The sequence below is a fragment of the Parapusillimonas sp. JC17 genome (genome assembly GCF_052180245.1).
Taxonomy (GTDB): Bacteria; Pseudomonadota; Gammaproteobacteria; order Burkholderiales; family Burkholderiaceae_B; genus Parapusillimonas.
In genome coordinates this window covers 802,794-816,876 of sequence record NZ_CP197474.1, presented here as the reverse complement: position 1 = coordinate 816,876, position 14,083 = coordinate 802,794, and the positions used below count along the sequence as shown (strand labels likewise).

The following is a 14,083-nucleotide window of genomic DNA, read 5'->3' as shown; positions in this document are numbered from 1 at the left end:
AAAACCACCCGAAACCTGCTGTCAATCGCGCGGCGCAATTGCGCGAATTTTTGCCCAGGAGCCTTCATGCATTCAACACCCACCATCGACACCACGCCCGACGCGATTGCTTACCGGGCTCCCGCCGAAACCACGGCGCAAGCCGGCAATCAATGGAGCAGTTTCCACATCATCCGGCGCAACGGCGCCGTGGCGGGATTCGAGCCCGGCAAGATCGCCATCGCCATGACCAAGGCATTCCTGGCGGTCAAGGGCGGCCAAGGAGCCGCCTCCGCCCGCATACGCGAACTCGTCGAGGATCTGACCGCGCAAGCGGTGAACGCACTCGTGCGCAACCGTCCGGGCGGCGGCACCTTCCATATCGAAGACATCCAGGACCAGGTCGAACTGGCGCTGATGCGCTCCGGCGAACACGACGTCGCACGCGCCTACGTGCTTTACCGCGAGAAGCGGGCACAGGAACGCGCCCGCCAGGCCGAGTCGCAGCCGCAGGCCGAGCCCGCCGGCATCAACGTCACCGACAAGGGCGTGTCCCGCCCCCTGGACCTCGCCCAGCTGCGCGGCACCATCGAAGAGGCCGGCCAGAATCTGCCGGAAGCCATCGACACGGACGCCATCCTCAAGGAAACGGTCAAGAATCTCTACGACGGCATTCCGGTCGACGAGGTCTTCAAGTCCGCCATCCTGTCGGCACGCGCCATGGTCGAGACCGATCCTTCGTACAGCCAGGTGACCGCCCGCCTGCTGCTGCACACCATCCGCAAAGAGGTGCTGCAAGAGGAAGTCTCGCAATCGGACATGTCCACACGCTACGCAGAATACTTCCCGCGCTTCATCAAGACCGGTATCGAAGGCGAATTGCTGGACCCCAAGCTCGAGCAGTTCGATCTGGAAAAACTGGCCGCCGCGCTCAAGGCGGAACGCGACCTGCAGTTCAACTATCTCGGCCTGCAAACCCTGTACGACCGCTATTTCCTGCACCTGCGCGGGCGCCGCATCGAGCTGCCCCAGGTGTTCTTCATGCGCGTCGCCATGGGGCTGGCCCTGAATGAAGTCAATCGCGAAGCCCGCGCCATCGAATTCTACGAAACGCTGTCGTCTTTCGATTTCATGAGCTCGACGCCAACGCTTTTCAACTCCGGCACCCTGCACTCGCAGCTTTCGTCCTGCTACCTCACTACCGTCTCGGACGACCTCGCCGGCATCTACGACGCCATCAAGGAAAACGCCCTGCTGGCGAAGTACGCCGGCGGCCTGGGCAATGACTGGACGCCCGTGCGCGCGCTGCGCAGCCATATCAAGGGCACGAACGGCGAAAGCCAGGGCGTGGTGCCTTTCCTCAAGGTGGTGAACGACACCGCCGTGGCGGTCAACCAGGGCGGCAAGCGCAAGGGCGCCGTATGCGCCTACCTGGAAACCTGGCACCTGGACATCGAAGAGTTCCTGGAACTGCGCAAGAACACCGGCGACGAGCGCCGCCGCACGCACGACATGAACACCGCCAACTGGATTCCCGACCTGTTCATGAAGCGGGTCATGGAGAACGGCGAGTGGACCTTGTTCTCCCCTTCCGATGCACCCGACTTGCATGACAAGTACGGCCGCGCCTTCGAAGAAGCGTACTTGGGCTATGAGGCCAAGGTCGAACGCGGCGAGCTGCCCCTGTTCAAGAAGATTCCCGCCATGTCGCTGTGGCGCAAGATGCTGTCCATGCTGTTCGAAACCGGCCACCCCTGGATCACGTTCAAGGATCCTTGCAACATCCGCTCGCCGCAGCAGCACGTAGGCGTCGTGCACAGCTCCAACCTGTGCACTGAAATCACGCTCAATACCAGCGACACCGAAATCGCAGTCTGCAACCTGGGCTCGGTCAATCTGGCGGCCCATATGCGCCGCGATGACAGCGGCCAGTACGTGCTCGACCATGCCAAGCTGGAACGCACCATCGACGTCGCCATGCGCATGCTCGACAACGTCATCGACATCAACTACTACGCCGTGCCGAAAGCGCGCAATTCCAATCTGCGCCACCGTCCGGTGGGCATGGGTGTGATGGGGTTCCAGGACTGCCTGCAGCTCATGCGCGTACCGTTCGCTTCGCAGGACGCGGTCGAGTTCTCCGACCGCTCCATGGAGGCGGTCTGCTATTTTGCCTATCGGGCATCCAGCAAGCTGGCCATCGAGCGCGGCGCCTATTCCACGTTCAAGGGCTCGCTGTGGGACCGCGGCATTCTTCCGCAAGACACCCTGAAGCTGCTCGCCGAGGAACGCGGCGGCTATGTGGACGTCGACGACAGCAGCACCCTGGATTGGGACGGCTTGCGCGCCCACATCCAGCAGCATGGCATGCGCAACTCCAATTGCATCGCCATTGCTCCGACCGCCACCATCTCGAACATCATCGGGGTTTCGCCTTGCATCGAACCCAACTACCGCAACCTGTACGTGAAGTCCAATCTATCGGGCGAATTCACCGTGGTCAACGACTACCTGGTGCGCGATCTGAAGGATCGCAAGCTGTGGGACGAAGTCATGGTCGCCGACCTCAAGTACTTTGACGGCAGCCTGGCACGCATCGACCGCATCCCCGCGGACCTGCGCAACCTGTACGCGACAGCGTTCGAAATCGACCCGAGCTGGGTCGTGGAATGCGCCGCGCGCCGCTCCAAATGGATAGACCAGGCCCAGTCGCTCAATATTTTCATGGCCGGCGTTTCGGGCAAGAAACTCGATGACGTCTATAAGCTGGCGTGGGTGCGGGGTCTCAAGACCACCTACTACCTGCGCTCCATCGGCGCGACCAACGCCGAGAAATCCACGGGCCGCGGCGGCGAACTCAACGCAGTGGCCTCGCACGCGCCCGCCTCGTCCGCCGCAGCGGCGGCGCCGGCAAGCCTGCCCGAGCCCGAGGTCGTCGGCGCGGTGTGCACCATGCGCCCCGGAGACGAAGGCTTCGAAGAGTGCGAAGCCTGCCAATAATTGAATACAGGAAGCTAGACATCATGTTGAATTGGGACGATACCCCTACCACCCCGAACGCACAGCCCGCCGCCGCCCCGGCGGCCAACCCAGGCGCTCGCATTCAATCCGACAATGCCATGGCCCCGCAGGCGGCCGCCCCCGCAGCGGACACAGGCGGCCGGGTACGCGCCGCCGACAAACGCGTCATCAACGGACAGACCGACGTCAACCAGCTGGTGCCCTTCAAGTACAAATGGGCTTGGGAAAAATACCTCGCCACTTGCGCCAACCACTGGATGCCGCAGGAAATAAACATGTCGCGGGACATCGCTCTTTGGAAGAATCCCAACGGGCTGACCGAAGACGAGCGCCGCATCGTCAAGCGCAACCTCGGCTTCTTCGTGACCGCCGACTCGCTGGCGGCCAACAACATCGTGCTGGGCACATACCGCCACATCACGGCGCCCGAATGCCGCCAGTTCCTGCTGCGGCAGGCATTCGAGGAAGCGATCCATACGCATGCCTATCAATACATCGTCGAAAGCCTGGATCTCGACGAAGCCGAGATCTTCAATGCGTACAACGAAGTGCCGTCCATACGCGCGAAAGATGAGTTCCTGATCCCCTTCATCAACGCCATCGCCGATCCGAACTTCAAGACCGGCACGCCGGAAGCCGATCAGACACTGCTCAAATCGCTCATCGTTTTCGCATGCCTGATGGAAGGCCTGTTCTTCTATGTTGGTTTTACGCAAATCCTTGCGCTGGGCCGGCAAAACAAAATGACGGGTGCCGCCGAACAGTACATGTACATACTTCGCGACGAATCGATGCACTGCAATTTCGGCATCGACCTCATCAACACCATCAAGCTCGAGAACCCGCATCTATGGACAGCCGAGTTCCGCGAAGAGCTGCGCCATCTGTTCAAACAGGCCGTAGACCTTGAATATGCATACGCTGAGGACACCATGCCGCGCGGCGTACTCGGCCTGAACGCCTCGATGTTCAAGTCTTATCTGCGCTTCATCGCCAATCGGAGATGCCAGCAAATCGGTCTCGAGCCGCTCTTTGGACAAGAAGAAAATCCCTTCCCCTGGATGGCCGAGATGATCGATCTGAAGAAGGAACGCAACTTTTTTGAGACACGCGTGATCGAATATCAGACCGGAGGGGCACTTAGCTGGGAATAAAGCTTGGAAGAGAGTAAGAGCTTACGTTAGACTCTAGGCGTGCAGAGCATGAATGCTTTGCACGCATGCGCCATTTGAGATGGGTCGCACACTAAACGTGGGGGCTATATCAAATGGGTGGACGTTCTCTTAGACTCGATCTCAAGGAGCAATACTATGGCAACAGCCAAAAAGGCCGCAAGCAAACCGGCCGCCAAGAAAGCCGCGCCGGCAAAGAAGGCAGCAAGCGCCAAGAAAACTGCGGTAAAGAAAGTTGATGAAGTAAAGAAGACCACCGCTGCCAAGAAGTCCACCACTGCCGCAAAGAAAGCAGCAGCACCCGCCAAGAAAGCCGTAGCAAAGAAGGCCGTAGCCAAGAAAGCGGCACCCGCCAAAAAAGCCGTCGCTAAAAAGGCAGCCGCCAAAAAGACCGTAGCCAAGAAAGCCGTAGCCAAGAAGGCGGCGCCCGCCAAAAAGGCGGCAGTCAAGAAAGCGGCCGCCAAGAAAACCGTTGCAAAGAAGGCTGTAGCCAAGAAAGCAGCGCCCGCCAAAAAAGCCCCGGCAAAGAAAGTCGCCGTCAAGAAGGCGGCCGCCAAGAAAGCCCCTGCCGCCAAGAAAGCGGTAGCCAAAAAGGCGGCGCCCGCCAAGACAGCAGCAGCCAAGAAGGCCGCTCCCGCCAAGAAAGCCACCGCCAAGAAAGCCGCCCCAGCCGCCACGAAGGCAGCACCCGCGGCAAAGAAGGCAGTAAGCAAATCAGCGGCGCCTAAAAAGGCAGCGGCCAAGAAGCCAAGCGCAAAAGCCGCAGCCAAGGCAGCAAAGGAAACCAGCGCGGCACCAGCCGCAAAGACCAGCGTCAATCCCGCTGCGTCCTGGCCCTTCCCCACCGGCGGCCGTCCTTAACAGGCCATCCGCCAACGCCTCGACAGAACTGCCCGGCAATGCCGGGCAGTTCTGTTTCAGCACCGTCTTTCATACGCCCTTGCGACATGCGACAATGGCGCATCTGATATCACCCCCAAGCGCATCACATGTTCAGCGAAGCCTTGCTCTTCATCGTCAATATCATCTTCACGCTATTCGGTATCGCGCTATTGCTGCGCGCCTGGATTTTCGCCATACGCCTGCATCCCTTCAATCCCTATGCGCAAGCCGTGCTGCGCATCACCAACTGGCTGGTCCAGCCCATGCGAAGGGTGATTCCGTCCGGCAATAAAATAGACTGGCCCAGCCTGGTGGCCTGCTGGCTTGCCGCGCTGGTATTCCTGCTGCTGACCTGGTGGCTGTTCATGGGCACGCTGCCTTCGCTGCAAAGCCTCGCGCCCGCGCTGGTCGCCGCGCTGCTCACCATGCTCAAGTGGGCGTTCAATGTGATTCTTTGGATGACGCTCATTCAGGCGATCTTGTCATGGGTCAACCCCATGGCGCCCATCATGCCGCTGCTTCAGACCTTGACCGCACCCATGCTGGATCCCATCCGGCGCATCATGCCGAACCTGGGGGGGCTGGACCTTTCTCCGCTGGTGCTGCTGATCATCGCCCAGGTTGCGATGATGTTCCTGCAAAGCATGGCGTTTTCACTTTTTGGGGTTTGATTCATGGGGTCAGACCCCGGACCCCTCTTTATTGGTGGGGTCAGACCCCATGCGGGGTCTGACCCCGCAAGCGCAATGATCAGCCGGGATCAGACCCCGAAATCAACAGGGGTCAGACCCCGTACGGGGTCTGACCCCATCGCAATTACATGGGAACGACGCGGCTGGGGCCGTTGCCACTGATGATGCGCACGCGCTGGCCGGCGCGTATGGCGACATCGGCCGCCTGCGCGATGACACGTGTTTCGCCGTTGTCGAGCTTGACCGTGATCTCGAGACCGGCTTCCTTGCCCATCTGGTTCTCGACGGCGTTGCCGGCCATGGCGCCCAGTATGCCGCCGCCGATGGACGCCAGCACACGGCCGGTACCACCGCCCACGGCGCTGCCGGCCACGCCGCCAAGCGCGCCGCCCGCCACAACGCCGGCGCCGCTGGTCTTGTCTTTCTGGATGGTCACATTGCGTACCGCTTCGACGGTACCCGTGCGTACGATCTGTTCGCGCTGCGCCTGCCCATAGGTATAGACGGAAGACGATGCCGTGTCGTTGGCGCAGCCCGCCAGGATGGCCATCGAACCCAGCACGGCCGCAATGGCCAGCATGCGTCCCTTGCGATTTCCTTGATTCGGTAAAGTAGTCATTGTCATGTAGCGCTCCTGGTAAAACGTGAAACCACCGGGTGATTCCGGGACGGGGGTCAGACCCCCAGGCGGGGTCTGACCCCTGGGGTTGGCCGACTACAGCAGCAGGCTGACGCCGTAATGCTTGTTCAGCACCGAGCCGATATCGGCACGTGTGGGGCGGTGGTTCTGTGGGCCTCTGGAAGCAATTTTAAGGCCGCCCATTACATTCGCCAAACGGCAGGCGTCCTCGAGATCCCAATTTTGTGTAAGCCCATACAACAGCCCCGCGCGATGGGCGTCGCCGCAACCCGTGGGGTCGACGACCTGGTCCACCTTGATGGCATCGATATGTGTCTGGGCACCGTCGGCATACAAGGTGGCGCCCTCGCCGCCGCGGGTAATCACGACTGCGCGCAGGCCGCCGGCGATCTGGGCCATGCTGCGTCCCGTGCGCTGTTCAACGACGCTGGCCTCGTAATCATTTGCGGCCAGAATGTCGGCCAGGTTCAGCATCTCGTTGATGTCATCGCCCGAGAACAGCGGCATTGCCTGGCCGAGATCGAAGATGAAGGGGATGCCCTGCTGATGCAAGCGGCGCGCATGCGCGAACATGCCGTCTTTGGCATCCGGCGCCACGATACCCCAGCATGCCTGCTGGCCGGTCAGGTCGTTCTCGGCGGAACGCATCATTGCGCCCGGATGGAACGACGCGATCTGGTTGTTGTCCAGGTCGGTCGTAATGAAGCACTGTGGGGTATACATGTCGGCCAATACACGAATCCGGCTCGTATCGATGCCCAATTGCTCCATGTAAAGAATGTAGTCCGCCGCATCCGCGCCCACGGTTCCGACCGGTATCGGATTGCCGCCGAGCAGCCTCAGGTTGTAAGCGATGTTGCCTGCGCATCCCCCGTACTCCTTGCGCATGCTGGGCACAAAAAAAGACACGCTGAGCGACTGAACGCTGTCGGCGAGGATATGGTCCTTGAAATGGCCTTCGAACACGGCGATCGTGTCGAACGCCACGGAACCGCACACCAATACTTTATCCGTCATTACATGACCTTATTGAAAGAATTTGTCGAGCTGATACCCATTGACCTTCAGACCGTCCAGCTTGATCGGCAGACTGACAGTCAGTTCGCTGGATGCCGGAAACGGTCGGCTCAGGGTATCAGGCGCCAGGTATTCCGTGGGCGTAAGATTTTTCCTGACGACGAGCGTACCGGAGAAGTCCTTGAGATCCAGCACCATGGTCGGCCATTCTTGTGGTTTGTCGTAAGCGTTGCGCAAGGTGAACTGAAGCGTCATCTGGCTTTCCCCTTCCGGCGCGCTACCACCCGGCGGCGTCGGCGTCGCGCGCAAGGCCGAACTCGTGACACTGATCTGATCGATGCGGCGCGAATAAGGCACCTTGCATGCAAGCGAGACGCAGGCCTGCTCCAGCATGGGCCGCAAAGCTGGAATCTGATTGGCGATCTGCGCGCGGTACACGTACAAGGCCTGTCCGGCCAGCAACAGCAATCCGGACAGTATCAGCACGCCCCAGAATACCCTTGCCAATGATGACGAGCCGGCGGCATGCCCCTCCAGAAACTCGTCGCGCTCAGGGCCTGGCGCCGAAGCCGGTGCCCGGCGGCGGGGTTCGATGTAGATCGATCCGCCGCCGATGCGCGTGTCTGTTGCGGTCGGCGCGGCGACCACCGGGCCGACGCTCGGCTCCTTCGCGCCATGCTCCGATCCGGACGCGCCGATCTTGAACACCGGATCCTGCCGGCTGTCAGGCACCTGGGCGCCGGCCGTCGCGGAGATCGTGAATCGGCCTGTGCCGACGTCGTCCGCATGACGGGCCGCAGGCGCTGGACGCACGGGCGCTTCACTCGCGCTGCGCGCCGGTATGATAAGCGGCGGCACCACGGGCGGCCGCGCGGCGGGCACCATGGGTTCCGGCTCCGCTGGCGTGGAGGACTTGTCGGCCTCCACGACGGCTTCGTAGCCGTCAAAGATATGCGCGCAGTTGATGCAGCGGATGAAACCCTTGCGGAGTTGCAGCTGCTGCAGAGTCGCGGAAAATGTGGTGCCGCATTGTGGGCAGCGGGTGGTCAGTTCCATAGACGTAAACCATTAACCCTGCATCTTCAGGCTACCCGTTTGCCATGCAGGCAGACCCAGCCGTCACGGGCGCGCCAAACGCTCATTGCCAGCCACGGCGCATAGGCCTGGGCGACGTCTTCGGCTTGCCGCTCCAGCACGCCGGACAGCACCAGGTCGCCGCCGGGCGCGACGCGGTTGGCCAGCATCGGCGCGAGGACCTTGAGGGGATTGGACAGAATATTGGCCACGACGACCTGGAATCCTCCGTCGGGCAGGGCGTCCGGCAGCATGGCATCGATCCGGACACGGTTGATTTCCGCGTTATCGCTCGAAGACTGTACCGCCTGCTCATCGATGTCGACGGCGGCAATCCGGCCGGCGCCAAGCTTGGCCGCCGCAATCGCCAATATGCCGGAACCGCAGCCGTAATCCAGTACCGTGGACCCGGGTTGAAGGTGCGCCGCCAGCCATTCCAGGCATAGATGCGTGGTGGGGTGGCTGCCCGTGCCGAACGCGAGGCCCGGATCGAGTTCGATATGGATCAAACCGTTGTCCGCCGCGCCGGGGCCGATGGCGGCGCGAGGCACGTCGGGGTTGTCGCGATGCCAGCTTGGAACGATCCAGATGCGCTCCGATACCTGTATGGGACTGAACTGCTGTTGGGTCAGGCGTACCCAGTCCGCGTCGGGGACATCGCGCAGCACGCAGTCTTCGTCCTTGTAGTCCGCCACGCCGGCATCGCGGACCTGTTCCAGCAGTTGCCCATGATCCAGTCCGTCCGGCAGGAGCGCCACGACGCGGTTGCTGTGCCATGCCTGCACGGCGGGCTCCAGCCCGGGCTCGCCGAACAAAGGCTGCTCGGCGGCGGTGTCGCCGTCGGCATCTTCAACCGATACCGAAAGCACACCGGCTTCAAGCAATGCATCGGACAGAGCTTCGGCTTGTGCTTCGGGGCAAATGAGCACGAGTTCGCGCATAGTGACTTCCATAGTCAGAACAGGGGCTCCGCCCCTGTTCTTTTAAAACAAATTCGAACCGTCAGGGTCGCTGAGAGAGCTTGTGCTCCAGATAATGGATGCTGGTGCCCCCCTCGCGGAAACGCACGTCCTGCATGAGTTCGCGGTGCAAGGCAATATTCGTCTGGACGCCCTCGACCACCATTTCGGACAAGGCGATATCCATCCGCGCGATAGCCTGCTCGCGTGTTTCGCCGTAGGTGATCAGTTTGGCGATCATGGAATCGTAGTTGGGTGGAACCGTATAGCCGCTGAATACGTGGGAATCCATCCGGACCCCCGGACCGCCCGGCGTATGCCAGTTGGTAATGCGGCCGGGACTGGGCGTGAACTTGAAGGGATCTTCGGCGTTGATCCGGCATTCGATGGCATGGCCTTTGAATTCGATATCGCGCTGGCGCAGCGTGAACTTCTTGCCCGCGGCAATGAGTATCTGCTGCTGCACGAGGTCGATGCCCGTGATCATTTCGGTGACCGTGTGCTCGACCTGAATGCGCGTATTCATTTCGATGAAATAGAACTCGCCGTTTTCATACAGGAATTCAAACGTGCCGGCACCCCGGTAGTTGATCTTGCGGCAGGCTTCCGCGCAACGGTCGCCGATGCGTTCGATGAGACGGCGCGCGATGCCCGGCGCGGGCGCCTCTTCGATGACTTTCTGGTGGCGTCGCTGCATGGAGCAGTCGCGCTCGCCAAGCCAGAGCGCATTGCGCCCGCCGTCGGCCAGCACCTGGATCTCGATATGGCGAGGATTCTCGAGGAATTTCTCCATATAGACTTCAGGATTGTTGAACGCGGCGCCCGCTTCGGTGCGAGTCGTGGCCACCGCGGTCAGCAGCGCGGCTTCGGTATACACCACGCGCATGCCGCGACCGCCGCCGCCGCCCGCGGCCTTGATGATCACCGGATAGCCGACCTGACGCGCGATCTTGATGATTTCCTCGGGATCGTCGGGCAAGGCGCCCTCCGAACCCGGCACCACCGGCACGCCGGCTTCGATCATGGCGTGCTTGGCGCAGACCTTGTCGCCCATGATGCGTATCGATTCCGGCCGTGGGCCGATGAACACGAAGCCGCTTTTCTCGACGCGCTCGGCAAAATCCGCGTTCTCAGCCAGGAAACCGTATCCGGGATGGATGGCTTCGGCATCGGTCACCTCGGCCGCCGAAATGATGGCCGGCATGTTCAGGTAGCTGTCGCGGGCCGGCGCTGGGCCGATGCACACGGACTCGTCGGCCAGACGCACGTACTTTGCGTCCCGATCGGCTTCCGAGTGCACCACCACCGTCTTGATGCCCAGTTCGCGGCAGGCGCGCTGTATGCGCAGGGCGATCTCGCCGCGATTGGCAATAAGGATCTTTTCAAACATGAATTAGCCAATAACAAACAAGGGTTGACCGTATTCGACAGGCTCGCCGTTCTCGACCAGGATTTCCTTGATGACGCCCGCCTTGTCGGCCTCGATTTCGTTCAGCAGTTTCATGGCTTCAATAATGCAGAGGGGCTCGCCTTCCTTGACGGCCTGGCCGACTTCGACGAATGGCGACGCGCCGGGATTCGGCGCGCGGTAGAACGTGCCCACCATGGGTGCCTTGATGACATGGCCGGCAGGCGCCGCTGCGGCGGCCGGCGCCGGAGCTGCCGCGGGTGCCGGCGCGGGAGCCGCGGCGGCCGCTTCGGGCACATAGGCGATGGGCTGTACCGCCTGCGAGAACTTGACGATCCGGACCTTGCCTTCGCCCTCGGTGATTTCGAGTTCGGCAATACCCGACTCGGCGACGAGATCGATCAAGGTTTTGAGTTTTCTTAAGTCCATAAAACTTCCCATGGCGTTCCTCCGTGGACATCGCACAGAGTGAACGTTGATGATGATTAATAAGTAAGGAGGAACCCCGCCTCAGTGGGCCAAGGCATACTGCAAGGCGGCTTCGTATCCGAAAGCGCCCAGCCCGGCCACGACGCCTTGCGCAACATCCGACAGATAGGATGCGTGACGGAAGGGCTCCCGCTTATATACGTTGGATAAATGCACTTCGACAAAAGGTATGTGGACCGCGCTCAATGCGTCGCGCAGCGCAACACTGGTATGCGTGTACGCTGCGGCATTGACGATAATGAAATCGACCGACTCCTGGCGCGCCGCCTGGATGCGATCGACCAGCTCGCCTTCGTGATTGCTTTGAAACACGCTGCATGCGGCGCCGCTGCCAGCCGCCAGTTGCTGCAGGCGCTGATTGATGTCATCCAGGGTTTGCCGGCCATAGATTTCTGGCTCGCGCGTGCCGAGCAGGTTCAGATTAGGGCCATGCAAAACGAGAATGTGCTGCGCCATTGCGAATATTTGGTAAAGACAGATCGTCTTTTTACGCTAAAAAGCGGCATTTGTCCATTAAACAGGGGTCTGACCCAGTACGGAGCCTGCCATGCGATGGGGTCAGACCCCATGCGGGGTCTGACCCCAGATCACGAGTTTCCAGGCCGGCCAATGCCCTGGCGGTTCTCAGCTGATATCGGCGATGTAGGCGTCGAGCTCTTCAGGCTTGATCTGCCCGAGAAAATGCCGGAGTTCCCGCCCGTCCTTGTCGAAAACCACGGTAAACGGCAAGCCGCCATTCTTGTTGCCCAGATCGCGCATCAGCTTGATGCCGCCATGACCGGCGACAAGCAGCGGATAGGACACCTGGACCTTCTGCCCGAACTTTTCGACATTGGCGGCGGTATCGACGGCAAGGCCCACGAAATGGACCCCTGCATGCTTTTTATGCAGTGCATCGAGATCCGGCATTTCCTTCACGCAGGGCGGACACCAGGTGGCCCAGAAATTGAGCACCACGGGCTTGCCCAGATAACTGCGGAACGGTGTGTCGGCTCCAGCGGGTGTGGGGAACGCGTTGGCGTAAAAAGCATGGGGAGGCAGCGCGGCGGCGCGCGCCGCCGGCGCAATGCCGGAAAGTCCCGCCGCAATAATAGGGGCCAGCGAGGCCCGGCGCAGAAATTCTCGCCGTTTCATGATGGACCTGTAATAAATGACCATATCCTGTTAATCATAGCACCCGTCCGTTTGGATGCCGGGGGGGGCGGACCCCATGCGGGGTCTGACCCCGATGCTGTGGTGATGGGGGGTCAGACCCCGTACGGGGTCTGACCCCAGCGCTTCATAGGCCGAAGGGGTTGGACCCCGCATGGGGTCCGACCCCAGAACGCCTTCCCTTGTGACTACAATATGCGCCGGAGGAAAAAAATGCACCTACACATACTTGGCATCTGCGGCACGTTCATGGGCGGGCTCGCATTGATCGCGCGCTCGGCCGGGCATACGGTGACGGGCTGCGATGCGGGTGTCTATCCCCCGATGAGCACGCAGCTGCAAGAACAAGGCATCGAGCTGATCGAAGGTTTCGACGCCGGCCAGACCGCGCTGAACCCCGACCTGTACGTGATCGGCAATGTGGTCACGCGTGGCAATCCGCTGATGGAAGCCATACTGGACCGGGGCCTGCCTTATGTTTCGGGCCCCCAGTGGCTGGGCGACCACATCCTGGCGGGCCAGCATGTGCTGGCCGTCGCGGGCACCCATGGCAAGACCACCACAAGCTCCATGCTGGCGTGGATACTCGAGTTTGCCGGGCTGGCGCCCAACTTCCTGATCGGCGGCATCGCCCCGGACCTGAAGGTGTCGGCGCGATATCGCCGGGACAGCGGATTCTTCGTCATCGAGGCCGATGAATACGACACCGCCTTCTTCGACAAGCGCTCCAAGTTCGTGCACTACCGTCCACGCACCGCCGTGCTGAACAATCTGGAATACGACCATGCCGATATCTTTCCGGATCTGGCCGCCATCGAGACGCAGTTCCACCATCTCGTGCGCACCATCCCCTCGCAGGGCGGCATCATTCGTCCTTCCGTCTCGGAGGCCCTGGACCGCGTCATCGCACGTGGCGTCTGGACGCCGGTCATGACATTCGGCGAGGGTGGCGAATGGCAAGCTCGTGCGGGCAGCCGGACGGCCGCATTCGAAGTCCTGCGCGCCGGCCAGCCGGTGGGCACGGTGCAATGGGGGCTAACCGGCGAACACAACCGGCTGAATGCGCTCGCGGCGCTGGCCGCCGCCGGCCAGGTGGGCGTCGACGTGAGTACGGGCATCGGGGCCTTGTCGGCTTTCCAGGGCGTGAAGCGCCGCATGGAGCTACGCGGCAGCGCACGCGGCGTCCAGGTCTATGACGACTTCGCGCATCATCCGACCGCCATCGACACCACCTTGTCGGGTCTGCGGGCGCAGGTCGGCGCGCAGCGCATCCTGGCGGTGCTGGAGCCCAGGTCCAACACCATGAAACTGGGCGCAATGGCCGCCAGGCTGCCTGAAGCGTTGCGGCAGGCCGACCTCGTTTTCTGCTTCGGCGCGAACGAGGGCAAGCATGCCCTGGGCTGGGATCCCGGCCAGGTGCTGGCGCCGCTGGGGTCCCGGGCCACGTCGTATTCCAATATGGATAAAATGATAGACGCCATCCGCGATGCCGCCCGCCCGGGAGACCACATCCTGGTGATGAGCAATGGGGGCTTCGGCGGAATTCACCAGAAGCTTCTGGATCGGCTGCAATAAGCGTCCGCGCACATACCGTCACT

At 61.5% G+C, this 14,083-nt stretch carries 13 protein-coding genes; 5 read left to right on the top strand and 8 right to left on the bottom strand.

Translation table 11 applies throughout. The annotated features are described in order from the left end of the window. Nucleotides 1–66 precede the first annotated feature (66 nt). The 4 genes from ACSBPU_RS03910 (at nucleotide 67) to ACSBPU_RS03895 (ending at nucleotide 5,725) form a co-directional block, all read left to right on the top strand. Nucleotides 67–2,979 (top strand): ribonucleoside-diphosphate reductase subunit alpha, encoded by a 2,913-nt coding sequence (locus tag ACSBPU_RS03910; protein WP_442595773.1) that lies wholly within the window; start codon nucleotides 67–69, stop codon nucleotides 2,977–2,979. Between the two features lie 23 nt (nucleotides 2,980–3,002). Continuing rightward, complete coding sequence (locus tag ACSBPU_RS03905) at nucleotides 3,003–4,154, top strand: ribonucleotide-diphosphate reductase subunit beta (protein WP_442595771.1); 1,152 nt, start codon at nucleotides 3,003–3,005, stop codon at nucleotides 4,152–4,154. A gap of 156 nt (nucleotides 4,155–4,310) precedes the next feature. Beyond that, on the top strand, nucleotides 4,311–5,033 hold the full coding sequence (locus ACSBPU_RS03900) for a histone H1-like DNA-binding protein (RefSeq protein ID WP_442595769.1): 723 nt from the start codon (nucleotides 4,311–4,313) through the stop codon (nucleotides 5,031–5,033). 128 nt (nucleotides 5,034–5,161) lie between these two features. Then, entirely contained in the window at nucleotides 5,162–5,725 is a 564-nt protein-coding gene (locus ACSBPU_RS03895; protein ID WP_180065790.1) for a YggT family protein, read from the top strand. 145 nt (nucleotides 5,726–5,870) lie between these two features. On the opposite strand, the gene ACSBPU_RS03890 is transcribed toward ACSBPU_RS03895, so the two are convergent. From ACSBPU_RS03890 to ACSBPU_RS03855, 8 genes are all read right to left on the bottom strand, one after another. After that, nucleotides 5,871–6,371, bottom strand: a complete 501-nt coding sequence (locus ACSBPU_RS03890) for a glycine zipper 2TM domain-containing protein (RefSeq protein ID WP_442595767.1) — start codon at nucleotides 6,369–6,371, stop codon at nucleotides 5,871–5,873. A gap of 90 nt (nucleotides 6,372–6,461) precedes the next feature. After that, nucleotides 6,462–7,403: a carbohydrate kinase family protein gene (locus tag ACSBPU_RS03885; protein ID WP_442595765.1), complete on the bottom strand. Its 942-nt coding sequence runs from the start codon at nucleotides 7,401–7,403 to the stop codon at nucleotides 6,462–6,464. Between the two features lie 9 nt (nucleotides 7,404–7,412). Further along, nucleotides 7,413–8,459, bottom strand: a complete 1,047-nt coding sequence (locus tag ACSBPU_RS03880) for a zinc-ribbon and DUF3426 domain-containing protein (protein ID WP_442595763.1) — start codon at nucleotides 8,457–8,459, stop codon at nucleotides 7,413–7,415. A 26-nt stretch (nucleotides 8,460–8,485) separates the two neighbouring features. Then, nucleotides 8,486–9,418, bottom strand: a complete 933-nt coding sequence (prmA, locus tag ACSBPU_RS03875; RefSeq protein ID WP_442598538.1) for a 50S ribosomal protein L11 methyltransferase — start codon at nucleotides 9,416–9,418, stop codon at nucleotides 8,486–8,488. 61 nt (nucleotides 9,419–9,479) lie between these two features. Next, nucleotides 9,480–10,826 (bottom strand): acetyl-CoA carboxylase biotin carboxylase subunit, encoded by a 1,347-nt coding sequence (accC, locus tag ACSBPU_RS03870; RefSeq protein WP_180065796.1) that lies wholly within the window; start codon nucleotides 10,824–10,826, stop codon nucleotides 9,480–9,482. A gap of 3 nt (nucleotides 10,827–10,829) precedes the next feature. Beyond that, complete coding sequence (gene accB / locus ACSBPU_RS03865; protein WP_442595760.1) at nucleotides 10,830–11,273, bottom strand: acetyl-CoA carboxylase biotin carboxyl carrier protein; 444 nt, start codon at nucleotides 11,271–11,273, stop codon at nucleotides 10,830–10,832. 81 nt (nucleotides 11,274–11,354) lie between these two features. After that, nucleotides 11,355–11,789 (bottom strand): type II 3-dehydroquinate dehydratase, encoded by a 435-nt coding sequence (gene aroQ / locus ACSBPU_RS03860; RefSeq protein ID WP_180065800.1) that lies wholly within the window; start codon nucleotides 11,787–11,789, stop codon nucleotides 11,355–11,357. Between the two features lie 168 nt (nucleotides 11,790–11,957). Continuing rightward, a complete protein-coding gene (locus tag ACSBPU_RS03855) occupies nucleotides 11,958–12,467 on the bottom strand; it encodes a TlpA family protein disulfide reductase (protein ID WP_442595758.1) in 510 nt (169 codons plus the stop codon). 231 nt (nucleotides 12,468–12,698) lie between these two features. On the opposite strand from ACSBPU_RS03855, the gene mpl reads away from it, so the two are divergent. Then, entirely contained in the window at nucleotides 12,699–14,060 is a 1,362-nt protein-coding gene (gene mpl / locus ACSBPU_RS03850) for a UDP-N-acetylmuramate:L-alanyl-gamma-D-glutamyl-meso-diaminopimelate ligase (protein ID WP_442595756.1), read from the top strand. The last annotated feature ends 23 nt before the right edge of the window (nucleotides 14,061–14,083 follow it).

Bases quoted from the DNA above. Each gene is read 5' to 3' on its own strand.
- ACSBPU_RS03910 (WP_442595773.1), top strand. From the start codon at position 67: ATGCATTCAACACCCACCATCGACACCACGCCCGACGCGATTGCTTAC.
- accC (WP_180065796.1), bottom strand. From the start codon at position 10,826: ATGTTTGAAAAGATCCTTATTGCCAATCGCGGCGAGATCGCCCTGCGC.
- ACSBPU_RS03890 (WP_442595767.1), bottom strand. From the start codon at position 6,371: ATGACAATGACTACTTTACCGAATCAAGGAAATCGCAAGGGACGCATG.
- ACSBPU_RS03885 (WP_442595765.1), bottom strand. From the start codon at position 7,403: ATGACGGATAAAGTATTGGTGTGCGGTTCCGTGGCGTTCGACACGATC.
- ACSBPU_RS03895 (WP_180065790.1), top strand. From the start codon at position 5,162: ATGTTCAGCGAAGCCTTGCTCTTCATCGTCAATATCATCTTCACGCTA.
- ACSBPU_RS03880 (WP_442595763.1), bottom strand. From the start codon at position 8,459: ATGGAACTGACCACCCGCTGCCCACAATGCGGCACCACATTTTCCGCG.
- ACSBPU_RS03905 (WP_442595771.1), top strand. From the start codon at position 3,003: ATGTTGAATTGGGACGATACCCCTACCACCCCGAACGCACAGCCCGCC.
- ACSBPU_RS03855 (WP_442595758.1), bottom strand. From the start codon at position 12,467: ATGAAACGGCGAGAATTTCTGCGCCGGGCCTCGCTGGCCCCTATTATT.
- ACSBPU_RS03900 (WP_442595769.1), top strand. From the start codon at position 4,311: ATGGCAACAGCCAAAAAGGCCGCAAGCAAACCGGCCGCCAAGAAAGCC.
- mpl (WP_442595756.1), top strand. From the start codon at position 12,699: ATGCACCTACACATACTTGGCATCTGCGGCACGTTCATGGGCGGGCTC.
- aroQ (WP_180065800.1), bottom strand. From the start codon at position 11,789: ATGGCGCAGCACATTCTCGTTTTGCATGGCCCTAATCTGAACCTGCTC.
- prmA (WP_442598538.1), bottom strand. From the start codon at position 9,418: ATGCGCGAACTCGTGCTCATTTGCCCCGAAGCACAAGCCGAAGCTCTG.
- accB (WP_442595760.1), bottom strand. From the start codon at position 11,273: ATGGACTTAAGAAAACTCAAAACCTTGATCGATCTCGTCGCCGAGTCG.